This window comes from Massilia sp. Masssp94, from assembly GCF_059491305.1.
Map to the genome: position 1 here is coordinate 1,318,071 of NZ_CP168501.1, position 23,879 is coordinate 1,341,949.

Annotated in this window: 13 protein-coding genes and 1 tRNA gene; 7 read left to right on the forward strand and 7 right to left on the reverse strand. The window is 66.9% G+C overall.

Features of this window, described 5'->3' with window-relative positions:
• Positions 1-7 precede the first annotated feature (7 nt).
• The 3 genes from ACEN9G_RS05680 to acs form a co-directional block, all read right to left on the reverse strand.
• Positions 8-10,261, reverse strand: a complete 10,254-nt coding sequence (locus tag ACEN9G_RS05680) for an ESPR-type extended signal peptide-containing protein (protein WP_483126484.1) — start codon at positions 10,259-10,261, stop codon at positions 8-10.
• A 182-nt stretch (positions 10,262-10,443) separates the two neighbouring features.
• Positions 10,444-12,498, reverse strand: coding sequence for a tetratricopeptide repeat protein (locus tag ACEN9G_RS05685; protein WP_483126485.1), 2,055 nt, complete (start codon positions 12,496-12,498; stop codon positions 10,444-10,446).
• Between the two features lie 87 nt (positions 12,499-12,585).
• Complete coding sequence (gene acs / locus ACEN9G_RS05690) at positions 12,586-14,577, reverse strand: acetate--CoA ligase (RefSeq protein ID WP_413337840.1); 1,992 nt, start codon at positions 14,575-14,577, stop codon at positions 12,586-12,588.
• Between the two features lie 201 nt (positions 14,578-14,778).
• On the opposite strand from acs, the gene ACEN9G_RS05695 reads away from it, so the two are divergent.
• The 4 genes from ACEN9G_RS05695 to ACEN9G_RS05710 all read left to right on the forward strand — a co-directional run bounded on the left by ACEN9G_RS05695 (position 14,779) and on the right by ACEN9G_RS05710 (position 18,101).
• Entirely contained in the window at positions 14,779-15,390 is a 612-nt protein-coding gene (locus tag ACEN9G_RS05695) for a TIGR00645 family protein (RefSeq protein ID WP_413337842.1), read from the forward strand.
• 37 nt (positions 15,391-15,427) lie between these two features.
• The gene (locus ACEN9G_RS05700; RefSeq protein WP_413337844.1) at positions 15,428-16,963 is read left to right on the forward strand and encodes a fumarate hydratase; all 1,536 of its coding nucleotides are present in this window, start codon (positions 15,428-15,430) and stop codon (positions 16,961-16,963) included.
• 119 nt (positions 16,964-17,082) lie between these two features.
• Complete coding sequence (murI, locus tag ACEN9G_RS05705; protein ID WP_413337846.1) at positions 17,083-17,922, forward strand: glutamate racemase; 840 nt, start codon at positions 17,083-17,085, stop codon at positions 17,920-17,922.
• Positions 17,923-18,025: 103 nt separating this feature from the next.
• Positions 18,026-18,101 (forward strand) — tRNA-His (locus tag ACEN9G_RS05710).
• A 253-nt stretch (positions 18,102-18,354) separates the two neighbouring features.
• On the opposite strand, the gene ACEN9G_RS05715 is transcribed toward ACEN9G_RS05710, so the two are convergent.
• Together ACEN9G_RS05715 and ACEN9G_RS05720 are read right to left on the reverse strand one after the other, a co-directional pair.
• Positions 18,355-18,612, reverse strand: coding sequence for a Txe/YoeB family addiction module toxin (locus tag ACEN9G_RS05715; protein WP_413337848.1), 258 nt, complete (start codon positions 18,610-18,612; stop codon positions 18,355-18,357).
• Positions 18,587-18,886, reverse strand: a complete 300-nt coding sequence (locus tag ACEN9G_RS05720; RefSeq protein WP_413337850.1) for a type II toxin-antitoxin system Phd/YefM family antitoxin — start codon at positions 18,884-18,886, stop codon at positions 18,587-18,589. Before ACEN9G_RS05720 ends, ACEN9G_RS05715 begins: the two co-directional genes overlap by 26 nt.
• Positions 18,887-19,307: 421 nt before the next feature.
• Between ACEN9G_RS05720 and ACEN9G_RS05725 the strand changes: the two genes are divergently transcribed.
• From ACEN9G_RS05725 to ACEN9G_RS05735, 3 genes are read left to right on the forward strand one after another with little or no spacing between them, the layout of a single operon-like run.
• Positions 19,308-20,366, forward strand: coding sequence for a hypothetical protein (locus tag ACEN9G_RS05725; RefSeq protein ID WP_413337852.1), 1,059 nt, complete (start codon positions 19,308-19,310; stop codon positions 20,364-20,366).
• Positions 20,359-21,567 carry a cation:proton antiporter domain-containing protein gene (locus ACEN9G_RS05730; RefSeq protein WP_413337854.1) on the forward strand — a complete coding sequence of 403 codons (1,209 nt, stop codon included), beginning with the start codon at positions 20,359-20,361 and terminating at the stop codon, positions 21,565-21,567. Before ACEN9G_RS05725 ends, ACEN9G_RS05730 begins: the two co-directional genes overlap by 8 nt.
• Positions 21,564-22,775: a YbdK family carboxylate-amine ligase gene (locus ACEN9G_RS05735; RefSeq protein ID WP_413337855.1), complete on the forward strand. Its 1,212-nt coding sequence runs from the start codon at positions 21,564-21,566 to the stop codon at positions 22,773-22,775. The genes ACEN9G_RS05730 and ACEN9G_RS05735 overlap by 4 nt, the downstream gene beginning before the upstream one ends.
• A gap of 7 nt (positions 22,776-22,782) precedes the next feature.
• On the opposite strand, the gene ACEN9G_RS05740 is transcribed toward ACEN9G_RS05735, so the two are convergent.
• Together ACEN9G_RS05740 and ACEN9G_RS05745 are read right to left on the reverse strand one after the other, a co-directional pair.
• Complete coding sequence (locus ACEN9G_RS05740; protein ID WP_413337857.1) at positions 22,783-23,166, reverse strand: hypothetical protein; 384 nt, start codon at positions 23,164-23,166, stop codon at positions 22,783-22,785.
• Positions 23,167-23,461: 295 nt separating this feature from the next.
• A complete protein-coding gene (locus ACEN9G_RS05745; RefSeq protein WP_413337859.1) occupies positions 23,462-23,809 on the reverse strand; it encodes an energy transducer TonB in 348 nt (115 codons plus the stop codon).
• Positions 23,810-23,879: the final 70 nt, after the last annotated feature.

Consider the following 23,879-nt stretch of genomic DNA (forward strand, 5'->3'; position numbering starts at 1 on the left):
CCCGCAGTCAGAACACCGCGCGCACGCCGGCGTTGCCGCCGACCTGGTAATAGCCGCCGCGACCCTCGCCGGTGACGCCGTAGTACAGGTAAGCGCCCTTCCCGACGTGCAGCGTGCCGGTCACGCCGCCCTGCACGAAGGCGCGGCCCACGCCCGGCGCACCGATGGTGACGCGCTCTCCCGCCAGCCAGGCCGACCGGGTCGGCCGCAGCAGGCCGCCGGCATCGACGCCCGCGCCCAGGTTGACGCGATAGGTCGAGGCCCGCAACGGATCGGCGTTGCGGGACGCCGCCGCCAGGCCCGCCTGCAGGCGGGTGCCGGTCGCGGTGTCGCCGTCCACCGTCAGGGCCGCCGCCGATGCCGGCGTTTCCGCCAGGCCGTCCCGTTCGACCCGCTGCACGGTCAACCGGGCGAACGGCTCCACCTTGGCGCCCAGGAGTTCGCGCTCGGCGCGCACGCCCACGCCGAGCAGCGCCGCATTGCCGCCGGCATGCGCGCTCAGGCCGGACGATGTGGCCAGCGGATCGGCGCGCCGGCTGTCGGCCTTGTCGCGGCCGACGCTGCCGATGCCGTCGAACGTCAGGCCGTCGACCGTGGTTTCGCCATACACGAATACCTTGTTCTGGCGCAGCTTGCCCGTATCGTCGCCGGCCGACACGTCGGTATGGGCGTAGCTGGCGCCGACACCGAGGCGATAATCGGCGCCGCGCAGCACGTCCAGGCCCGCGGTGACCTGCAGGCGATCGGCCTTGAAACCCGACGCGTCGGCGTCGCCACTCCACTTGCCGCGGGTGCCCGCGAGGTCGAGCCAGAGCGCGCGGTCGCCATCGTCGGCGGTATGCTTGAGCACGCTGCGCTGCAGGTTCCAGCCGGCCTGCGGCGCCGCGGCGGCCAGGCTGCCGTGCACTTCGCCGGACAGCCCGCGCAGCAGGCCGCCGAGCCGGTCCGCGGTCGCGGAACCGACCCGGTACAACAGCTGGTCCTGCCGTTCGCCGGCGCGGCCCGACTGGTCGAGGTCGACGATCCGGTCGAGCGCGCCCGCCACCGCGCGGCTGTTCGCGTTGCCGCCACGGCTCCAGTCCGCGTACGACGCCGGCAGCACCTTCAGCTCGATGCTGTTGTTGCCGCCGACGTTGTAGAACGCGGCCATGCGGGTACCGTCCATGCCGTCCGGCTGGACCAGCGTGTCGAAGCGCCCGGCGATGCCGCCGTCGGCGGTAACGATACGGAAGCTCTGGCCCAGTTCGGGCTTGAGCGGCGCCGAACCATAGCCCGCCTCGTCGGCCGAATACAGGTTCTTCAGCGTCGGCGCCAGCGAGGCGCCCGATTCGATCGTGAAGCGCTTGCCGCCGACGACGTGCAGGTAGGAGTAATACCCGGGCACGCCGACCGGCGCCGTGGGCGTGGCTTGCGCGGTGCCGCCGATGTCTTCCTTGTACGTGCTGCCGGCGGCCATCGTGATGTTCGAATCGGCCGTCAGCATGCCCGGCGAATTGCCCGGCGAGAGCGTGCCCTGCACCAGCAGGTCGCCCTTGACGGTGCCGCTGCCGCCCAGCGTGGCGCCGTGCGCCACCGTCACCCGGCTGTTGAAGAGGCCGTTCGCGAGCAGCTTGCCTTCCAGGACGCAGGTGGCGTCGATATTGGCGTTGCCGGTGACGTTCAGCGTGCCCTGGCCGGTCTTGGTGAAGCAGCCGTCGCCCGCCCCGGTCGACAGCAGGTCGCCCGCCAGCGTGGTCGTGGTGTCGGCCTCGGTGTTGATGTTGGTCGAGCGGCCCATGCGGATGTCCTGGCCGGTCGCGATATCGACGGTCGCGTAGATCGTGCCGGCGTTGAACGTCATCACGCTGCCCCATCCGAGGCCGTAGGCGTTCGTCACCTTCACCAGGCCGTCGTTGATGGTCAGGCCGCCGGTCCATCCGTCGCCCGGCGCGTTGGCGCTGCCCTGGCCGCCGCCGTTGTCGCCGCCGAGCACCAGCGTGCCCTGGCCTTCCTTGACCAGCCGGCCGTCGCCGCCGATGTTGCCGTTCAACGTGACGACGCTGTCGGCGCCCTCGGCGTCGAGCACCCCGTTGCGCGCCGTGATCGTGAAGGCGCGGTCCGACGTCATGCTGCCGGTGGTCTGCAACGTGCCGCCGTCGAGGACCAGCCGGTTGCCGGCGGCGCCCAGGTTGGCGTCGCTGTCGATGCGCAGGATGCCGTCCCGGGACACGGTCGTATCGCCGGTATAGGTGTTGGCCGCATGCAGCGCCACCGTTCCGTGCTCCACCTGCAGGCCGCCGTTGGCGAGCGCGCCGCGCAGGATCAGCGTACCGGTGCCCTGCTTGACCAGCGTGCCGCTGCCGCCGACCGTGCCGTTCTCGGTGGTCACGGTGCCGGCGTCGACGTCGACCGTACCCCGGCCCGTCAGCGCCAGGCCGCGCTCGTGCGTCAGGTCGGCGCTGGTCTGCCAGGTGCCGTTGTCGAGCTCGAGTGCGGCGCTACCCTTGCCGAGGTTGGCGTCGGCATAGGTCCGCAGCGTGCCGCCGCTGACCACCGTCTTGCCGGTATAGTCGTTGGCGCCGTCGAGCGTGAGCGTGCCGCCTGTGACCTTCAGGCTGCCGCTGCCGGCAATATTGCCGCCGAAGCGGCCGGCGGCGGCGGTGACGGTCAGGTCGTTCGCGCCCAGCAGAACGCTGCCCGAGCCGGTCAGGCCCTTGATCGCCACGCCGTGGGCCGCGCCCGAGACGTCGAACACGCCATCGTCGCGCACCGCGCTGCCGGCAATGCTGCCGGCGCCGGACAGCGCCAGCGCCGCCCCGCCGGCGATCGAGGTCGTGCCCGTGTAGTCGTTGACGCCGCCGAGGGACATGCTGCCGCCGTCGACGGACAGGCCGCCCGCGCCCACGATGGTGCCGGCAAAGAGGCCGGCCGCCCGGCTCAGCGCCAGCGTCTGCGCGCCCAGGTAAATGGTGCCCGCACCCGAGACGGTGCTGACCGTGGCCCCGCGGTCGGTGCCGCTGATGTCGAACCTGCCGTCCACGTCCACGCCGCTCGAGCTGGCGATGCTGCCCTGCCCGCTCAGCGCCAGCGTGGCGCCGCCGCCGATGTAGGTGGCGCCGCGGTAGGTGTTGTTCCCGGCCAGGGTCGCCGTGCCGCCCGTGAGGTTCAGGGCGCCGTCGCCGGCGATCGTGCCGGCGAAGACGTCACGGGCGGCCGTCAGCGTGAGCGTCTGGCTGCCGAGCTGGACCAGGCCGTCGCCGGCGAGCGACTGGATGGTCGCGCCGGCGTCAGCCACATCCAGCGTGCCGTCCGCCACGACCCGGCTCGATGCGGCGATCAAGCCATTGCCCGCCAGCGTCAGCGTGGCGCCCGCCCCGATCGAGGTCGCGCCGGTGTAGGCCTGCGTGGTCGTCAGCGCCTGGCTACCGCCGGCGATGGCGATACCGCCCGAGCCGCTGATGCGGCCGTTGAAGGCCCCGGCGGCATCGGTCAGCGTCAGGGTGTGGCCGCCCAGCAGCACGGCGCCGGAGCCGCCGAGGCTCTTGACCGCCGCGCCGCCCGTGCTGGCCGATACGTCCAGCGTACCATCGGTCTGCACGCGGCTGTTGCCGATGCTGCCGTTGCCGGCCAGGGCCAATGTCGCGCCTTGCGATACCGCCGTGGCGCCGGTGTGCGTGTTCACACCCGTCAGGGTTTCGGTGCCGGCCGCAATCGCCAGGCCGCCCGAGCCCTGGATACTGCCGGCGAACGTATCGCCGGCATTGGTCAGCGTCAGCGTCTGACCGCCCAGGAGCACGGCACCGGAGCCGGACAGCGTGCGCACCTGCGCGCCGTTGCTGGTCGCGGCGATATCGAGCACGCCGTTGTTGGCGACGCCGCTGGACAGCGCGATGCTGCCGGAGCCGGACAGCGCGAGGTCGCCGTCGTGGCCGATTGACGTGGCGCCCGTATTGGTGTTGGTACCGGCCAGCGTCTCGGTGCCGCCCGCGATCGTCAGGCCGCCCGAGCCGTGGATGCTGCCAGTAAATGTATCGCCGGCATCGGTCAGCGTCAGGGTCTGGCCGCCCAGCAGCACGGCGCCGGAGCCGCCGAGGCTCCGGACCGCCGCGCCGCCCGTGCTGGCCGATACGTCCAGCGTGCCATCGGTCTGCACACGGCTGTTGCCGATGCTGCCGTTGCCGGCCAGGGCCAATGTCGCGCCTTGCGATACCGCCGTGGCGCCGGTGTGCGTGTTCACGCCCGTCAGGGTTTCGGTGCCGGCCGCGATCGCCAGACCGCCTGAACCGTGGATGCTGCCGGCGAATACGTCCTGCGCATCCGTCAGTGTCAGCGTCTGGCCGCCCAGCAGCACGGCGCCGGAGCCGCCGAGGCTCTGGAACGCCACGCCGCCCGTGCTGGCCGACACGTCCAGCGTACCATCGGTCTGCACGCGGCTGTTGCCGATGCTGCCGTTGCCGGCCAGGGCCAATGTCGCACCGTGCGATACCGCCGTGGTGCCGCTGTGCGTATTCACGCCCGTCAGGGTTTCGGTGCCGGCCGCGATCGTCAGACCGCCTGAACCGTGGATGCTGCCGGCGAACGTATCGCCGGCATTGGTCAGCGTCAGGGTCTGGCCGCCGAGCAGCACGGCGCCGGAGCCGCCGAGGCTCTGGACCGCCGCGTCGCCCGTGCTGGCCGACACGTCCAGCGTGCCATCGGTCCGCACGCGGCTGTTGCCGATGCTGCCGTTGCCGGCCAGGGCCAATGTCGCACCGTGCGATACCGCCGTGGTGCCGGTGTGCGTATTCACGCCCGTCAGGGTTTCGGTGCCGGCCGCAATCGTCAGGCCGCCCGAGCCGTGAATGCTGCCGGCGAATACGTCCTGCGCATCCGTCAGCGTCAGCGTCTGGCCGCCGAGCAGCACGGCGCCGGAGCCGGACAGCGAGCGCACTTCGGCGCCGTTGTTCGTGGCGGCGATGTCGAGCACGCCGTTGTTGGCCACGCCGCTGGACAGAGCGATGCTGCCCGAGCCGGACAGCGCCAGTGCGCCGCCCTGGTCGATCGACGTGGCGCCATTATAGGTATTGGTACCAGTAAGAGTTTCGATGCCGCCCGCGATCGTCAGCCCGCCCGAGCCGTAAATGCTGCCCGCAAACGTATCGCCTGCATCCGTCAGCGTCAGCGTCTGGCCGCCCAGCAACACAGCGCCGGATCCGGACAGCGAGCGCACTTCGGCGCCGTTGTTTGTCGCGGCAATATCGAACACACCGTTGTTGGCGACGCCGCTGGACAGCGCGATGCTGCCCGAGCCGGACAGCGCCAGCGCGCCTTGGTCGATCAACGTGGCCCCGGTATAGGTGTTGGTACCAGTCAGCGTTTCGATGCCGCCCGCGATCGTCAGGCCGCCCGAACCATGGATGCTGCCCGCAAACGTATCGCCAGCATTGGTCAGCGTCAGCGTCTGGCCGCCCACGAGCACGGCACCGGATCCGGACAGCGAGCGCACTTCGGCGCCGTTGTTCGTGGCCGTGATGTCGAACACGCCGTTGTTGGCCACGCCGCTGGACAGCGCGATGCTGCCCGAACCGGACAGCGCCAGCGCGCCGCGCTGATCGATCGAGGTGGCACCTGAATAGGTATTGGTACCGCTCAGGGTTTCGGTGCCGCCCGCGATTGTCAGGCCGCCCGAACCGTGGATGCTGCCGGCGAACGTATCGCCGGCATCGGTCAGCGTCAACGTCTGGCCGCCCAAGAGCACCGCACCGGAGCCGGACAGCGAGCGCACTTCGGCGCCGTTGTTTGTCGCGGCAATATCGAACACACCGTTGTTGGCGACGCCGCTGGACAGAGCGATGCTGCCCGATCCGGACAGCGACAGCGCGCCGCCTTGGTCGATCGACGTGGCGCCGTTATAGGTATTGGTACCGCTCAGGGTTTCGGTGCCGCCCGCGATTGTCAGCCCGCCCGAGCCAAGGATGCTGCCGGCGAACGTATCGCCGGCATCCGTCAGCGTCAACGTCTGGCCGCCCAGCAGCACGGCACCGGAGCCGGACAGCGTGCGCACTTCGGCACCGTTGTCCGTGGCCGTGATGTCGAACACGCCGTTGTTGGCTACACCGCTGGACAGCGCGATGCTGCCCGAACCGGAAAGCGCGAGACCGCCTTGGTCGATCGACGTGGCGCCGGTATAGGTATTGGTACCGCTCAGGGTTTCGATGCCGCCCGCGATTGTCAGACCGCCCGAACCGTGGATACTGCCCGCAAACGCATCGCCGGCATCCGTCAGCGTCAACGTCTGGCCGCCCAGCAGCACGGCACCGGATCCGGACAGCGAGTGCACTTCGGCACCGTTGTCCGTGGCCGTGATGTCGAACACGCCGTTGTTGGCCACGCCGCTGGACAGCGCGATGCCGCCCGAGCCGGACAGCGCCAGCGTGCCGCCCTGGTCGATCGACGTGGCGCCGGTATAGGTATTGGTACCCGTTAGAGCTTCGGTGCCGCCACCGATTGTCACGCCGCCCGAACCGTAGATGCTGCCCGAAAACGTATCGCCTGCATCCGTCAGTGTCAATGTTTGGCCGCCCAGCAGCACAGCACCGGAGCCTGACAGCGAGCGCACTTCGGCGCCGTTGTTCGTGGCCGCGATGTCGAACACGCCGTTGTTGGCGACGCCGCTGGACAGAGCGATGCTGCCCGAACCGGACAGCGTGAGACCGCCCTGGTCGATCGACGTGGCCCCGGTGTAGGTATTGGTACCGCTCAGGGTTTCGATGCCGCCCGCGATTGTCAGGCCACCCGAACCGTAAATGCTGCCCGCAAACGTATCGCCAGCATCGGTCAGCGTCAGTGTTTGGCCGCCCAGCAGCACCGCACCGGATCCGGACAGCGAGCGCACTTCGGCGCCGTTGTTCGTGGCCGCGATATCGAGCATGCCGTTGTTGGCCACGCCGCTGGACAGCGCGATACTGCCCGAACCCGCCAGCGCGAGACCGCCTTGGTCGATCAACGTGGCCCCGGTATAGGTGTTGGTACCGCTCAGGGTTTCGATACCGCCCGTGATCGCGAGGCCGCCCGAGCCGTGAATGCTGCCGGCGAATACGTCCTGCGCATCCGTCAGCGTCAGCGTCTGGCCACCCAAGAGCACAGCACCGGAGCCGGACAGCGTGCGCACTTCGGCGCCGTTGTCGGTCGCGGCAATGTCGAGCACGCCGTTGTTGGCCACGCCGCTGGACAGCGCGATGCTGCCCGAGCCGGACAGCGCCAGCGCGCCGCCCTGGTCGATCGAGGTGGCGCCGTTATAGGTGTTAGTACCGCTCAGGGTTTCGGTGCCGCCCGCGATTGTCAGCCCGCCCGAGCCATGGATGCTGCCGGCGAACGTATCACCGGCATCGGTCAGCGTCAGCGTTTGGCCGCCCAGCAATACAGCACCGGCGCCAGACAGCGAGCGCACTTCGGCGCCGTTGTTTGTCGCGGCAATATCGAACACACCGTTGTCGGCGACGCCGCTGGACAGAGCGATGCTGCCCGAGCCGGACAGCGCCAGTGCGCCGCCCTGGTCGATCGAGGTGGCGCCGGTATAGGTATTGGTACCGCTGAGCACCTGCGTGCCGCCCGCGATTGTCAGCCCGCCCGAACCGTAGATGCTGCCGGCGAATACGTCCTGCGCATCGGTCAACGTCAGCGTCTGGCCACCCAGCAGCACGGCGCCGGAACCGGACAGCGTGCGCACTTCGGCGCCGTTGTCGGTCGCGGCAATGTCGAACACGCCGTTGTTGGCGACGCCGCTGGACAGAGCGATGCTGCCCGAACCGGACAGCGTGAGACCGCCCTGGTCGATCGACGTGGCCCCGGTGTAGGTATTGGTACCGCTCAGGGTTTCGATGCCGCCCGCGATTGTCAGACCACCCGAACCGTAAATGCTGCCCTCAAACGTATCGCCAGCATCGGTCAGCGTCAGTGTTTGGCCGCCCAGCAGCACCGCACCGGATCCGGACAGCGAGCGCACTTCGGCGCCGTTGTTCGTGGCCGCGATATCGAACACACCGTTGTTGGCGATGCCGCTGGACAGAGCGATGCTGCCCGACCCGGACAACGCCAGCGCGCCGCCTTGGTCGATCGAGGTGGCGCCGTTATAGGTATTGGTACCGCTGAGCATCTGCGTGCCGCCCGCGATCGTCAGACCGCCCGAGCCGTGGATGCTGCCGGCGAACGTATCGCCGGCATCCGTCAGCGTCAGCGTCTGGCCGCCCAGCAACACAGCACCGGAGCCAGACAGCGTGCGCACTTCGGCGCCGTTGTCCGTGGCCGCGATGTCGAGCACGCCGTTGTTGGCCACACCGCTGGACAGAGCGATGCTGCCCGGACCTGACAGCGCCAGTGCGCCGCCTTGGTCGATCGACGTGGCGCCGTTATAGGTATTGGTACCGCTGAGCACCTGCGTGCCGCCCGCGATTGTCAGCCCGCCCGAGCCAAGGATGCTGCCGGCGAACGTATCTCCGGCATTGGTTAGCGTCAACGTCTGGCCGCCCAGCAGCACGGCGCCGGATCCGGACAGCGTGCGCACTTCGGCGCCGTTGTTTGTCGCGGCAATGTCGAACACGCCGTTGTCGGCTACGCCGCTGGACAGAGCGATGCTGCCCGAACCGGACAGCGCCAGCGCGCCGCCCTGATCGATCGAGGTGGCACCTGAATAGGTATTGGTACCGCTCAGGGTTTCGATGCCGCCCGCGATTGTCAGACCGCCCGAACCGTGGATACTGCCCGCAAACGTATCGCCGGCATCCGTCAGCGTCAACGTCTGGCCGCCCAGCAGCACGGCGCCGGATCCGGACAGCGTGCGCACTTCGGCGCCGTTGTTTGTCGCGGCAATGTCGAACACACCGTTGTTGGCGACGCCGCTGGACAGAGCGATACCGCCCGACCCGGACAGCGCCAGCGCGCCGCCCTGGTCGATCGAGGTGGCGCCGTTATAGGTATTGGTACCGCTGAGCACCTGCGTGCCGCCCGCGATTGTCAGACCACCCGAACCGTAGATGCTGCCCGCAAACGTATCGCCTGCATCGGTCAGCGTCAGCGTCTGGCCACCCAGCAGCACCGCACCGGAGCCGGACAGCGAGCGCACTTCGGCGCCGTTGTTTGTCGCGGCAATGTCGAGCACGCCGTTGTTGGCTACACCGCTGGACAGCGCGATGCTGCCCGACCCGGACAGCGCCAGTGCGCCGCCCTGGTCGATCGACGTGGCGCCGAAATAGATATTGGTACCGCTGAGCACCTGCGTGCCGCCCGCGACGTTCACGCCGCCGAAACCGGCGATCATGCCTGCAAAGGTGTCGCCAGCATTGGTCAGCGTCAGCGTCTGTCCGCCCAGCCACACCGTCCCCGAACCGGACAGCGATGTCACCTGGGCGCCATTGTCCGTGGCGGCAATATCGAACACGCCGTTGTTGGCCACACCGCTGGACAGCGCGATGCTGCCCGAACCGGACAGCGCCAGTGCGCCGCCCTGGTCGATCGACGTGGCGCCGAAATAGATATTGGTACCGCTGAGCACCTGCGTGCCGCCCGCGACGTTCACGCCGCCGAAACCGGCGATCATGCCTGCAAAGGTGTCGCCGGTATTGGTCAGCGTCAGCGTCTGTCCGCCCAGCCACACCGTCCCCGAACCGGACAGCGAGTTCACGTTGGCGCCGTTGTTCGTCGCGGCGATATCGAACATGCCGTTATTGAGCAAGCCGCTCGACAGGGCAATGCTGCCGGAACCCGACAGGGACAGGCCCGCGTATTGGTCGACCTGGGTGGCGCCCCCATGGACGTTCACACCGCCCAGCGTCTCGTAGCCGCCGGCGACCACCAGGCTGCCCGAACCCTGCAGCGTGCCGAGATAAAAGCCGTCCGCGGCGGTCAAGGTCAGCGTCCTGGCGTCCATCAGCACGGTCCCGGAACCCGACAGGCTGACGAGGTGCGAGCCGGCATCCGTGCCGGTGATATCGAGCGTACCATCGTTCGTCAGATTGGTGCCGGCCAGCAAGGCATTCGAGCCGTCGCCGTCGGACACCGACAACGATGTGCCAGCGGGAATATAGTCCGACATGCCCTGCTGCGCGAACGACACGAGCGGAAACAGCGCGAGCAACGCAGTCGCCAGGAGCGTCCGGGCGCCGGAATAAGCGCCGCCCCCGTCCGGCACGCCATCTTGGCCGCGGGTCGTTCCCGCAGCGTCCTTGCCGTTGGCGCAGCCGATTTCGGCGACCGCCATGAGCATACGACGTTTCTTGTTCCAGACGAGACGATAGATGTGATTCATGGCAGTGTGATGTATTCCGTAAAAACAGCAAGACCGGACGAAAGGACAGCGACAAACGTTGATTATCGGCGACAAAAATGCCACTAGGGAACATTTGTTCCCGAAAAAACGAAACGATAGTAAGAGTTCGTGTGTCGAAACAACGAAAAGTAGACCTTCTGGTAACTTGACGAGGCAGCGCGTCAATACGCGATGACGGCCAAGTCGTGCGCCACCCGCGCAACGACGTCGTCCCAGGCACCGGCATGGCGCTGGCGGTACAACCGGAGCACGCCCGGATACCAGGGCGAATCGACGCGCTCTTCCATCCAGCGCCAGTCGGGATGGATGGCCGGCAGCAGCACCCAGCAGCGCTTGCCCAGTGCGCCGGCGACATGGGCCACGGCCGTATCGACGCAGATGACCAGGTCGAGCTCCGCCACGATTGCCGCCGTATCGCCGAAGTCCGCGATTCCGGCGCCGAGTTCGAGGAGTTCAAGGCCGTCCGGGCCGGCCCGCCGCGGCTCGCCGTCCATGCCGCGCTGCAGACTGACGAACGCGACGCCCGGCACCGACCACAGCGGGGCCAGGACCGACAGATCCGGCAGGGAGCGGTTCGCGTCATTGACGTGCCCGCCAAAGCCGCGCCAGACGAGGCCGACACGCATTCCGGCGGGCAGCATATCCAGCCGGGCACGCCAGTACGCGCGGCGCGCGGGGTCCGCGGCGAGGTAAGGGAGCGTGGCCGGGATCGTCGCGAGCGTGGTTTCGGCGTGCATCGGCAGACTCAACATGAAAACCCAGAAATCGTGCGGCGCCAGGTGCCCCGCCTCGCTCATGGGGACGACGCGGTCGGCGCCGGCAGCACCGCGCAGCAAGGGCAGCAGCGCATCGTGGCAGATCAGCGTGACCGTCCGCGCGCCGGCCGCTTTCAGCAACGGCAGGTAGCGCACGAACTGGATCTGGTCGCCGAAGCCCTGCTCCGGCCACACGGCGATGGCCTTGCCGTCCAGCGCCTCCCCGTTCCACTGCGGGAAACCGGGCGCCGGCCTGACGGCGATCGGACGCGCCAGTGCCGGATCGTGCCGCGCCTCCATCCACGGCCAGCCTTCGGCCAGCCGCCCCTGTGCCAGCAGCAGGAAACCGAGGTTCCAACGCGCTTCCGGATAGCCGGGGTCGGCGGCGATCGCCTGCCGGTACGCATCCTCGGCCTCGCCGGCACGCCCCTGGCGCTGGCGCAGGGTGCCCAGGTTGTTCAACGTCTTGGCGAGGCCGGGCCGGGCCGCGAGCGCGCGCCGATACGCAGCCTCGGCGTCATCGTCACGCTGCATGTACTGGTAGACGTTGCCCAGCGAATTCCAGACTTCCGGGTCGTGCGCGCGCCACCGCAGGCTGGTGCGCAGCGCGGCCTCGGCCTCGGCGTAGCGGCCGGATTGCGTGTACGACAGGCCGAGGTTGTGCCAGGCGTCGGCGTACCCGGGGCGGCACGCGACCGCCTGCAGGTACTCCCGTTCGGCCGCTTCCGGCTGGCCCGACCTGGCCAACAGCACCGCGAAGTTGTTGTGGAGTTCGGCATTGTCCGGACGCAGCAGCAGTGCCGCCCGGTAGCACTCGGCCGCCTCGGCACGCCGTCCCAGCCGGTGCAGCAGGTCGGCGCGGTGCTGCAGGGATGCGGCGTCGGCCGGGTCGTGCGCGACGGCCTCGCCGAAGCGGCGTTGCGCCTCCTCGAAGCGCCCGAGCCGCTCCAGCACCAGTCCGAGGTTGGCGCTGGCTTCCGGATACCGGGGCCGCAGGGCCAGCGCGGCCTCGTGCGCGCCGACGGCCTGTTCGAGTCCGCCCGCCTGTTGATACAACAGGGCCAGGTTGTAATGGGCTTCGGCGTAATCGGGCTGCAGCTGCAGCGCGCGCCGGAACGCCTCCCCGGCCTCGGCGCCGCGTCCCCTCTGCTGCAACAGGATGCCGAGGTTGTTCCAGCTGGCCGCGTGCGCGGGATCGCGCGCCAGCGCCTTGCGCCAGAACGCCTCGGCATCGTCCGGCCGCCCGAGCGCGCGGGCGCAGGCCGCCGCCAGATTCAGGGCATCCACGTTCGCCTCGTCGCCCTGCAGCAAGTCGCCGATCCCGGCCAGGGCCTGGTCGAAGCGGCGCTCGTTGAACAGGGCGATGGCAAGGGCAATGCGCTGGCGCGGGTTCATGAAAGCATGGAAGACGGACGAGCCCGTATTTTCCCACGTCCACGGGCACGCGAGAACGGGCGCCATGGCGGCGCACATAAAAAAACGCCGCCCCGGTCTCCCGGCGCGGCGTCAACTCTGCTGTGATCAGTGTAACCGATCACGCCCGAATGGTCAGGCAGATTCTTTCAGCTGTTCCAGGATGGCCGGGTTTTCCAAGGTCGAGATGTCCTGGGTGATGGTCTCGCCCTTGGCCAGCACGCGCAGCAGGCGGCGCATGATCTTGCCGGAGCGGGTCTTCGGCAGGTTGTCGCCGAAGCGGATCTCTTTCGGCTTGGCGATCGGACCGATCTCCTTGCCGACCCAGTTGCGCAGCTCGGCGGCCAGCTTCTTCGCTTCCTCGCCGGTCGGACGCGCCTGTTTCAGCACGACGAACGCGCAGATCGCCTCGCCGGTCGTCTCGTCCGGCTTGCCGACGACCGCGGCTTCCGCCACGATCGGGTGCGCCACGAGCGCGGACTCGATCTCCATCGTGCCCATGCGGTGGCCCGAGACGTTCAGCACGTCGTCGATGCGGCCCGTGATGGTGAAATAGCCCGTGTCCTTGTTGCGGATCGCGCCATCACCAGCCAGGTAGTACTTGCCGCCCAGTTCATCCGGGTAGTAGGCGCTGCGGAAGCGGTCCGGGTTGTTCCAGATCGTGCGGATCATCGACGGCCACGGACGTTTCACCACGAGGATGCCGCCCTGCCCGTTCGGCACGTCGTGGCCGGCTTCGTCGACGATGGCGGCCATGATGCCCGGCAGCGGCAACGTGCAGGAACCCGGCACCATCGGGGTCGCGCCCGGCAGCGGAGTGATCATGTGGCCGCCGGTTTCCGTCTGCCAGAAGGTGTCCACGATCGGGCAGCGCTGGCCGCCGATCTGCGTGTAGTACCACATCCACGCTTCCGGATTGATCGGTTCGCCGACGGTGCCCAGCAGGCGCAGGCTGGACAGGTCGTAGTTCTTCGGATGCACCTTCTCGTCCGTGTTGGACGCCTTGATCAGCGAACGGATCGCCGTCGGCGCCGTGTAGAAGATGCTGACCTTGTGCTTGGCGATCGTCTCCCAGAAGCGGCCGGCGTTCGGGAACGTCGGCACGCCTTCGAACACGATCTGCGTGGCGCCGACCGCGGTCGGGCCGTAGCAGATGTACGTGTGGCCCGTCACCCAGCCGATGTCGGCCGTGCACCAGTAGACGTCGTCCGGCTTGAGGTCGAAGGTCCACTTCATCGTCAGCGCGGCCCACAGCAGGTAGCCGCCGGTCGAGTGCTGGACGCCCTTCGGCGTGCCCGTCGAACCCGACGTGTAGAGGATGAACAGCGGATGTTCCGCATCCACCCACTCCGGCTCGCACTCGCCGCTCTGCCCGTCGACGAGGTCGTGCAGCCACAGGTCGCGGCCTGCCTGGAAGGCGATGTTGCCGCCGGTGCGCTTGTAGACGACGACGTCGCGGATCGTCTCGCAGCCGCCCATCGCCAGCGCCTCGTCGACGATGGCTTTCAGCGGCAGCGATTTACCGCCGCGCAGCTGCTCGTCGGCCGTGATGACGGCGACGGCGCCCGCGTCGATGATGCGCTCCTGCAGCGACTTCGCGGAGAAGCCGCCGAACACGACGGAGTGCGTCGCACCGATGCGCGCGCACGCCTGCATCGCGGCCACGCCTTCGATCGACATCGACATGTAGATGATGACGCGGTCGCCTTTTTTAATGCCGCGGGATTTCAGGCCGTTGGCGAATTTGCACACACGCTCGTGCAGTTCGCGGTAGGTGGCGCGGGTGACGGTGCCGTCGTCCGCTTCGAAGATGATCGCCGTCTTGTCGCCGTTGCCGTTCTCGATCTGACGGTCGAGGCAGTTGTACGACGCGTTCAGCTGGCCATCCGCGAACCATTTGTAGAACGGCGCATTCGATTCGTCGAGGGTTTGCGTGAAGGGTTTGTGCCAGGCGACGTTTTCGCGCGCCAGGCGGGCCCAGAAACCTTCGTAGTCGCTGGCGGCTTCGTCGCACAGCTTGTTGTACGCATCCATGCCGGAAATCGCGGCATTGGCGGTGAATTGTGCGGGCGGCTGGAAGACGCGGTGTTCCTGCAGTCCCTGCTGTTGGGTCTCGTTCTCGGCCATACTAGTCTCCTATTGATGATGTAGTAATTTTGCCTAATACCTTAAGCACCCACGCTTACTGAGCCCTTACACGGCCCAAGGCGGCATCCCCGCTGGCCATTCTATCAACCTTCGGCATGCCACGACGCCGTGCCGGCGACGCGCGGCGGGTGTAGAATGTTGAGCTGTCCTGACCGCAGCCGCATTGGAAAGCCCGCATAGATGCTCGATTCGCAACCCTCCTCCAGCGCACGCAAACGCAGCGCACTCGCCAGTTTCATGTTCGCCAGCCGCTGGCTGCAACTGCCTCTGTATCTCGGCCTGATCCTCGCGCAGTGCGTTTACGTGTTCCATTTCTGGGTCGAACTGAAGGACCTCGTGCTGGCCGCGATGGGCAACGAAGCCGCGCTGCAGCACATCTTCCAGGCCGTGGCCGTGCCGAACGCCCCGCTGCCAACCAAACTGAATGAAACGACGATCATGCTCGTCGTGCTGGGCCTCATCGACGTCGTCATGATCTCGAACCTGTTGATCATGGTGATCGTGGGCGGCTACGAGACGTTCGTGTCGCGCATGCATCTGGAAGACCATCCGGACCAGCCGGAATGGCTGTCGCACGTGAACGCGTCCGTGCTGAAGACCAAGCTGGCGATGGCGATCATCGGCATCTCGTCGATCCACCTGCTCAAGACGTTCATCAACGCCATCTCCTACGATGCGAAGACGATGATCGCGCAGACCTGTATCCACGTCGTGTTCCTGCTGTCGGCGATGGCGATTGCCTACACCGACCGGATCATGATGAATACCCAGAGTGACAACAAGCACCACTGATTCCTCCGTAATCCAAGACCCCCACAGCGAGACTCACATGACTGTCATTAAACAGGACGACCTGATCGAATCGGTCGCTAGCGCCCTCCAGTACATCAGTTACTACCACCCCGCCGACTACATCCAGCACCTCGCGCGCGCCTACGAGGCCGAGCAGAGCCCGGCCGCCAAGGACGCCATCGCGCAGATCCTGACCAACTCGCGCATGTGCGCGGAAGGCAAGCGCCCGATCTGCCAGGACACCGGCATCGTCAACGTGTTCCTGAAGATCGGCATGAACGTGCGCTTCGAAGGCTTCGGCAGCGGCTCGATCACCGACGCCGTCAACGAAGGCGTGCGCCGCGCGTACAACTTCGCCGACAACAAGCTGCGCGCCTCGATCGTCGCCGACCCGCACTTCGAGCGCAAGAACACGAAGGACAACACCCCGGCCGTCGTGCACATGGAACTGGTCCCGGGCGACACCGTCGACGTGATGGTCGCCGCAAAAGGCGGCGGCTCGGAAAACAAGACCAAGTTCGTCATGCTGAACCCGTCCGACTCGCTGGTCGACTGGGTCCTCAAGACTGTCCCGCTGATGGGCGCCGGCTGGTGCCCGCCGGGCATGCTGGGCATCGGCATCGGCGGCTCCGCCGAGAAGGCCATGCTGATGGCCAAGGAGTCGCTGATGGAAGACATCGACATGTACGAACTGAAGGCACGCGGCCCGCAGAACAAGCTGGAAGAGCTGCGTATCGAACTGTGCGACAAGATCAACGCTCTGGGCATCGGCGCGCAGGGCCTAGGCGGCCTGACGACCGTGCTGGACGTGAAGATCAACATGTACCCGACCCACGCCGCATCGAAGCCGGTCGCGATGATCCCGAACTGCGCCGCGACGCGCCACGCGCACTTCGTGCTGGACGGCTCGGGCCCGTCGTACATCGAACCGCCGGCGCTGTCGACCTGGCCGGACGTGAACTGGACGCCGGACACGCAGAAATCGAAGAGCGTCAACCTCGACACGCTGACGAAGGAAGAAGTCGCATCGTGGCAGCCGGGCCAGACCCTGCTCCTGAACGGCAAGATGCTGACGGGCCGCGACGCCGCGCACAAGCGCATCCAGGACATGCTGGCGAAAGGCGAACAGCTGCCGGTCGACTTCACGAACCGCGTGATCTACTACGTCGGCCCGGTCGATCCGGTGCGCGACGAAGTCGTGGGCCCGGCCGGCCCGACGACGGCGACCCGCATGGACAAGTTCACCGACATGATGCTCGAGAAGACGGGCCTGATCGCGATGATCGGTAAAGCGGAACGCGGCCCGGCCGCCATCGAGTCGATCAAGAACCACAAGTCGGCGTACCTGATGGCCGTCGGCGGCTCGGCTTACCTCGTGTCGAAGGCGATCAAGTCGGCGAAGGTCGTCGGCTTCGCAGACCTGGGCATGGAAGCGATCTACGAATTCGAGGTCAAGGACATGCCGGTCACCGTGGCCGTCGATGCGACGGGTACGTCGGTGCACCAGACCGGTCCGAAAGAGTGGGCTGCGAAGATCGAGTCGCTGAAAGGTATTCCGGTCGCAACCGCCTAAGGTTGTGCGGTACGACGTGTGAGCCTGGCCCGCGCCGCTCGCACGTCGCCCCCGCGGAGGCGGGGACCCAATTTCACTCGCAGTACCGCAACGCTTCCTGCCGGGTTACCATCTCCCCCATGAACACCCAAGCACACCCCGAAGACGCCCCCGTCGGCGTCTTCGACTCCGGCCTCGGCGGCCTGTCGATCCTGCGCCACATCCGAGCGCAACTCCCGCACGAACACCTGATCTACGTGGCCGACACGGGCTTCGCCCCGTACGGCGACAAGCCCGAACACGTCGTCGCCGAGCGTTCGCTGGCGGTGGCCCGCTTCCTCGTCGCACGGGGCGTCAAGGCCATCGTCGTCGCCTGCAACACGGCGACCATCTCCGCGGTTCGCCTGATGCGCGACACCTTCCCCGACCTGCCCATCGTCGGCGTGGAACCGGGCCTGAAGCCCGCGGCGGCGGCGACGCGCAGCGGCAAGGTCGGCGTGCTGGCCACGGAACGCACGCTGGCCGGCGCCAAATTCCTGCAACTGCGCGACCAGATCACCGAAGCGACGCACGCGGAATTTTTGCTGCAGCCGTGCCGCGGCCTCGTCGACCAGATCGAACTGGGCGACACGGAGGCCACGCGCGCGCTGCTGGTACGCTACGTGACACCGCTGCTCGACCTGGGCGCCGACACGCTCGTCCTGGGCTGCACGCACTACCCGCTCGTGCGCGCCGCGATCGGGGACGTGATCGCATCGGCCGGCGCACGTGACGTCACGCTGGTGGACACCGGCGACGCCGTGACGCGCCAGCTGGTGCGCTTGCTGGATGCGGGGCGGTTGCTGCGCTCCCCTTCTGGCGATGCGCCGGGCACACTGGAGGCTTGGACCAGCGCCAGCGCCACCGCGCTGTCGGCCGCGTTCAACAGCCTGATCGGCATCGATCCGCCCGTGCACGAGGCGACGTTCGGCGAGCCGTGATGGCCGTTCGCACTGCTGGGCAAAACTCGATTTGCCAGAATGCGAATGACCCTATATAATCTCGTTCTGTCTCGGCAACAACGAGACAGCAAGCAAGACAGTGGTGGCTGTAGCTCAGTTGGTAGAGTCCAGGATTGTGATTCCTGTTGTCGTGGGTTCGAGTCCCATCAGCCACCCCAAGAATTCAGCAATAAGATCAAAGGGTTACAAGCTTCGCGCTGTAGCCCTTTAATTTTTTGGACGATGAAATTCCAAATTTTGGAAGATCCTTCTCACCCCTCAGCCCACCCCGTCTGCAGACACGGGACGCGCTGAGCCTCCTATAGATCGCGAATCGAGCAGCGACCTCGGGACCATGGCGGGAAAATGCCAGTCGCATGTTGGACGGCATTAGATCGATGAATGTCGGCGTACCATTCTTCTCAGGATCGATCAGTAGTGATATCTGCACGAGATGATAACGAGCCCCTCATCGACGATCATGTAGACGAGCCGATTCGTCTCATCGATCCTCCGCGACCAGCAGCCAGACAGGCTGTGCTTCAACGCCTCCGGCTTGCCTATCCCCGTAAAAGGATCTCTCCGCGCATCCCTGATCAGGTCATTGATGCGCTTGAGGGTTTTCCGATCCTGCGTTTGCCGATAGAGGTAGCTGTTCCAGGCTTCATCCGTGAACTTCAGGTTTCGCATCTTTCTGCTCCCCTGCCTCGGGGGTTTCGATGATTTCACGAGCCTGCGTCTGGCTGGAACGTGCCTGGGCGATCGATTTCGCCAGATGCGCGGCGTTCGCCGGCGAGCTCAACAAGTGAACAGTCTCCATGAGACTACTGTAATAGTCGAATGACATGACGACCGCATCGGGCGCATCGCGGCGAGAGATGACCGTGACGTCGGCGTCCTCGACCACTTGGTCGATCACGGTCCGCAGACTGTTGCGCGCATCGGAAAAGTTAATGATTCTCATAAGGCACTCCTGGACCATTGACGAAACCTGTACGATAAATTGTACAGGTTGAATATAGAAGCAGCAGCGGCAGATAGCAACCTGTTGGTCACCGTCCGCCCAACTCAACCGTACGCCGTCCTTCTGCCGCATAGCCTAAAATGCATGCCAGAAATGTACTTACGTCAATCATATTTGAGCGAATGAATCATTTGCCCTATACTTGACCCCGATACACACCCATAACAACGAGCGGCAGGCATCACGTTGACCTGACCGCCATGCGGCCCCGCCGCATCGCGGATGCGTGAAGCATCCACTCTTTCAACGGGTCCAGACGCCGGCCGGACGAGCCGCGCTGCGACCGCCCGCCTCCGCGCGCCGGACGGATCCAAGCTTCCAGCCGGCCCGCACCGAGGCCTTTCAATGAGGGCCGATCTTCATGACCCCAACACGACCATCGCGCCGCCACTGCCTGCTCGCGACCGCGTGCGCGCTGTGCGTCATCCTGACACCACAAGCGCATGCGGCCAAACGCAAGCCGGCGGCGCCAAAGACACCAGCCATCGCCGACTTCAGGGAATTGAGCGGCTCGTATCCCGGCACGTGCGAACAACCCGTCGCCCCAGCGCTTTCCGGCCTGGGTGAACCGACGACGCGCCAGTGCGCCTGGAGCCAGCGCGTGGAAATGGTGTACTGGCGCAGCATTCCGACGCCGACCGCCACCTGCCTGCCGCCGGCCGCCATCGCATGGCACCGCCTCACGCAAGCGATCCACGCGGACGCGCCGCCCTGGAACAACGCCTGGTCCGGCCGCACCGTGTCTACGAACACGCCCGAATCCCAGCAACTGGCCGCGATCTGGCGCGACGACGACGGGCAATGGTCGGCGGCGCTGTGGCGCTGGCAGCCGTCCGAGAAACCGGACACGCGCACCTGGCAGGCCGGCCACTGGGACGATGTGAAGCAGGCCGCGCACGCGATCGATGCGGGCAGTCCGCTGCCCGCCGCGTCGCCGTTGTTCGTCGCGTGGCGCGATGCGTCGCAGGGCAAGCCGCGCGTGCTCGATGGCGACACGTGGCGCTGGGTGTCGGACAAGACCTGTTTGCGACTGGAGACGTCGGGCATCAGCCAGACGCGCATCCACCTGCCCTATTCGCGCGACGATGCGCGGCTCGAGCAGCGCAGCGGCATGCAGGTGCTGCTGGCGCGCCGCTTCCCGAATGCCGAGTGGCTGCAGCCCTTTACCTTGCTGGAGCCGGGCCGTCCCGGTGACCGCACCGGTGCGAAGTTCATCGCCGTGTGGCGCGAAGGCGCAAGCGTCAAGGGACAGTTGTGGATTCCGCTGCGCGACGACGCGGGCATCGTCCGCGCACGCATCGTCAGCGATCTCGCGCCGGCATCGGCGGAGCGTCAAAAGGAACTGGCGAAGCAGCGGGCCGACGTGATCGGGCGCGAACTGACCGCGCTTGCCCACGCGTGGGAGGTGCGCCATGAATGACGAACTGTACTCGCCCTTCTGGCTGCTGTCGCCGCTGGCCGTGCTGGGTGCCGGCCTGATGGTCGCGCTCGTGATCGGACTGACCCTGCAGCGTTTCCGCATCCCGAAACTGTATGGCGCCGTGATCGCGGGCCTGCTGCTCGGCGCGAACGGTGCCGGCTTCATCGACCGCGCGCTGCTGACGCAGTTCCAGGAACTGCTCAACGGCGCCGCCGCGCTCGTGCTGTTCGAGGTCGGCCGCAAGATGGACCTCGCGTGGCTGCTGCGCAGCGGCCGCCAGGGCGCCAGCCTGCTGCTCGCGACCCTGGCGCGCGGCGCCGCGGCCGCCATCACGCTGGGCCTCTTCGGCCTGCCGTGGGGCGCCGCGATCTTCATCGGCTCGATCCTCATCGCCGTCAATCCCGTCATCCACAGTTCGATGGTGGCGGACGAAAACGCGAGCGGCACGAGCACGTTCGCGACGTCGAACATGGTCGGCCTCTCCAACTTCGTCGCGCTGCTGGCGCTCGGCATCACGCTCGCATGGACGCGCAGCCACGGCCAGGACGCCGACAGCGGTTTCTGGACGGAGTTGATGCGCCAGGGCGGCAAGCTCGTGATCGGCGCCCTGATCGCCGTGCTGTCGTACGGCGTTTATGCGCTGGCCACGCGGCTGTGCAAGGTGCCGGCGACGCTGCGTCCCGGCATGCTGCTGGCCGCGCTGCTGATCGACCTGGGCCTGTGTTCCGTGATGTCCGCGAGCGCCCTGCTCTCGCTGCTGCTGATGGGCGTCCTGCTGCGCAATGCGGAGAAGCGCGACAACGTGTTCCAGGCGCAGTTGAAGACGGCGCAGGACATCGGCTACGTGCTGCTGTTCCTGATGTCGGCGGCGCTCGTCGACCTGCAGGCGCTGCTGCACGGCTGGACCATCGTGGTCGCGCTGACGGTGTTCGCGGTCCGCATCGCGGCCACGCGCCTGGCCCTGTGGCCGGGCACCGCGTGGGACGTGCGCAAGCAGCATGCGATGGCCCTGTCGATGTGTTCCCTGGTGAGCTACGGCGGTCTCGTCGTGGACAACACCCTGAATGCCTACACCGGGCTCGATGCGACGTCCACCGCCGTCATGGGCGCGCTGCTGGCCCTGAACGTCCTGCTGGCGCCCGGCCTCACGTGGCTCGGCTTGCGCCTGGCGGGCGAAACCTATCGAGGAGGTGCCCAATGAGCGAATTACTGAATGACGAAGCGCTGGGAAAACTGAAAACGGACGCCCAGGCCCAGGCGGTATCTGGCCAGGGCCCCGCGTTCCTGCCCGACTTCAAGGCGTCCACGATCGGCACGATGGGCATCGAACTGGAACTGATGGTGCTCGACCGCCTCACGTTCGACCTGTTCCCCGCCGCGCCCGACATCCTGCGCCTGCTGGACAAGCACGACAAGCCGTGGGTGCACACGCCGGAAATCACGACATCGATGCTGGAAGTGGCGACTGCCATCCTCACCTCGTTCGACGAGGCGGCCGAGCAGCTGGAACACATCCGCACGACGGTGCAACGGGCCGCGTTCGATGTCGGCGCGTCGATCTCGGGCGGCGGCGCGCATCCCTTCCAGAAGTGGAACGAGCAGCGCATCTACCCGAAGGAACGCTATTTCGCATCGGAGCGCAAGTTCGGCTATCTGGCTAAACTGTTTACTGTGTTTGGCATGCACGTGCACATCGGCGCGGGTACGCCGGACGAGGCGATGCGCCTGTGCTCCTGGCTCACGCAGCGCGCGCCCCTGTTCATCGCACTGTCGGCCAATTCGCCGTGCTGGCAGGGCGAGGTGTCGGGCTTCTGCAGCTCGCGCAGCAACGTCGTGGGCGCGTTCCCGATGAGCGGCATCCTCCCGTACGACATCCGCACGTGGGACGATTTCCGCGCCCACTTCGACGAGCTGGCCGGCCACGGCATCGTCAACAGCATCAAGGACTTTTATTGGGACGTGCGCCCGAAGCCGGAATACGGGACGATCGAACTGCGCGTGCTGGATACGCCGTTGAAACCCGTGTACGCGGCGGCGCTCGCGTGCTATGCGCGCGAGCTGTGCCTGGAATGGGCGGGCCAGCCGGGACGCTGGCCGACCAGCAGCAGCCGCGAGCTGTACATCTGGAACCGCTTCAATGCGGCACGCGACGGCGTCGAGGCGACGTGGATCGATCCGGAGTCGGGCGCGTCGATGCCCATCGGCGAAGCGATCCGCGCCGACCTCGAACGACTGTCAAAACGCTCGACCGATCCCGGTTTCGGCAAGGCGTGCAAGGTGATCGAGCATCTGATGAAGGACGGCGGACAGGCGCGCTGGCTGCGCGCCCATCTCGCGTCCGGCGGCGGCATGAACGACCTCGCGCGAATGGCGAGCGAGATGTTCGAAGACGGCGCGCCGCTGGACTAGTTGCTCGTCACGAGCGGTGCGGATTGTTGGGACGGTTGTCGAAGCGGTTCGGCACGCCGTCGCCGTCACGGTCGACGGCGCGGTCGCCGTGGCGCCAGCCGCCCCGCTCCAGTTGCCAGCCGCGGGCGCCCTGGCGCCATTCCGGACGGTGCCAGACATAGCCCGGGCGCACCCGTTCCCAATGGCCGCGCACCCAGGTGTAGCGGTGGCCGTTCCAGTTCCAGTAGCCCGGCGCCCATTCGTAACCGTGGCGCGCGGCCGGCACGACTTCGTGACGCGGCGGCGGCGGTGCGGTGCGCACGACGACGACATCCCGGGCGAACGCCTGCGCCGGCAAGACGGCGGCAGAACTGACGATGGCAAGGGCGGCAGCAGCGAGAATGCGTTTCATGGTGGTTCTCCTTTGGTTGCGCGGTGAAGTTGCGCTGTGAGACCACTATAGCGATTCGCCGCCCGCATTTGCCGGATTGAAGCGGGCGCTTACAACCGATACATGCCGCAACAGGCCGGTAACAGATTTTCAGGTTTTCACGAGGCAGATGCAAAAAGGGCGCCCCCGCAGGGACGCCCTTTTCGCACTGTTGGATGCCGCCAGGCCCAGGTCTCGTGCGCACCCGACAAAGATGCCGGGGACGCAAAGCCTCACCTGGGGCGCCGAGCCAGGCCGGCCGGCACCCGCCAGACAATCAGTCCAGCTTCCAGGCGTAGTCGACCTTGGTCCAGGTCTGGGCCGGTGCGCCGTCCTTGGTGCCCGGCTTGAACTTGCAGGCCGACAGGCCCTTCATTGCAGCCTTGTCCAGGCCTTTGAAGCCGCTCGATTTGTCCAGCTTCGAATCGGCCACCGAACCGTCGGCGGCGATGAGGAAGGACATCGACGTGATGCCCTGCTCTTCGTTCATCAGCGACGCTTTCGGATATTCGACCTTGCACTTGGACGGATCGAACGTCGCCGGCGTTTCGCCTGCAAAAGCCGAACCAGCGATACCCGAGACCAGCAGAGCGACGAGGCTTACAGCAAATTTCTTATTGGACATTTTTATTACCCCCGGAAAACAAAGTTTTTTTTAATGCCAGTGCTCTCCACCGGCGCTGGACGAGCCGTCC

Bases quoted from the DNA above. Each gene is read 5' to 3' on its own strand.
- ACEN9G_RS05680 (WP_483126484.1), bottom strand. From the start codon at position 10,261: ATGAATCACATCTATCGTCTCGTCTGGAACAAGAAACGTCGTATGCTC.
- ACEN9G_RS05685 (WP_483126485.1), bottom strand. From the start codon at position 12,498: ATGGCGCCCGTTCTCGCGTGCCCGTGGACGTGGGAAAATACGGGCTCG.
- acs (WP_413337840.1), bottom strand. From the start codon at position 14,577: ATGGCCGAGAACGAGACCCAACAGCAGGGACTGCAGGAACACCGCGTC.
- ACEN9G_RS05695 (WP_413337842.1), top strand. From the start codon at position 14,779: ATGCTCGATTCGCAACCCTCCTCCAGCGCACGCAAACGCAGCGCACTC.
- ACEN9G_RS05700 (WP_413337844.1), top strand. From the start codon at position 15,428: ATGACTGTCATTAAACAGGACGACCTGATCGAATCGGTCGCTAGCGCC.
- murI (WP_413337846.1), top strand. From the start codon at position 17,083: ATGAACACCCAAGCACACCCCGAAGACGCCCCCGTCGGCGTCTTCGAC.
- ACEN9G_RS05715 (WP_413337848.1), bottom strand. From the start codon at position 18,612: ATGCGAAACCTGAAGTTCACGGATGAAGCCTGGAACAGCTACCTCTAT.
- ACEN9G_RS05720 (WP_413337850.1), bottom strand. From the start codon at position 18,886: ATGAGAATCATTAACTTTTCCGATGCGCGCAACAGTCTGCGGACCGTG.
- ACEN9G_RS05725 (WP_413337852.1), top strand. From the start codon at position 19,308: ATGACCCCAACACGACCATCGCGCCGCCACTGCCTGCTCGCGACCGCG.
- ACEN9G_RS05730 (WP_413337854.1), top strand. From the start codon at position 20,359: ATGAATGACGAACTGTACTCGCCCTTCTGGCTGCTGTCGCCGCTGGCC.
- ACEN9G_RS05735 (WP_413337855.1), top strand. From the start codon at position 21,564: ATGAGCGAATTACTGAATGACGAAGCGCTGGGAAAACTGAAAACGGAC.
- ACEN9G_RS05740 (WP_413337857.1), bottom strand. From the start codon at position 23,166: ATGAAACGCATTCTCGCTGCTGCCGCCCTTGCCATCGTCAGTTCTGCC.
- ACEN9G_RS05745 (WP_413337859.1), bottom strand. From the start codon at position 23,809: ATGTCCAATAAGAAATTTGCTGTAAGCCTCGTCGCTCTGCTGGTCTCG.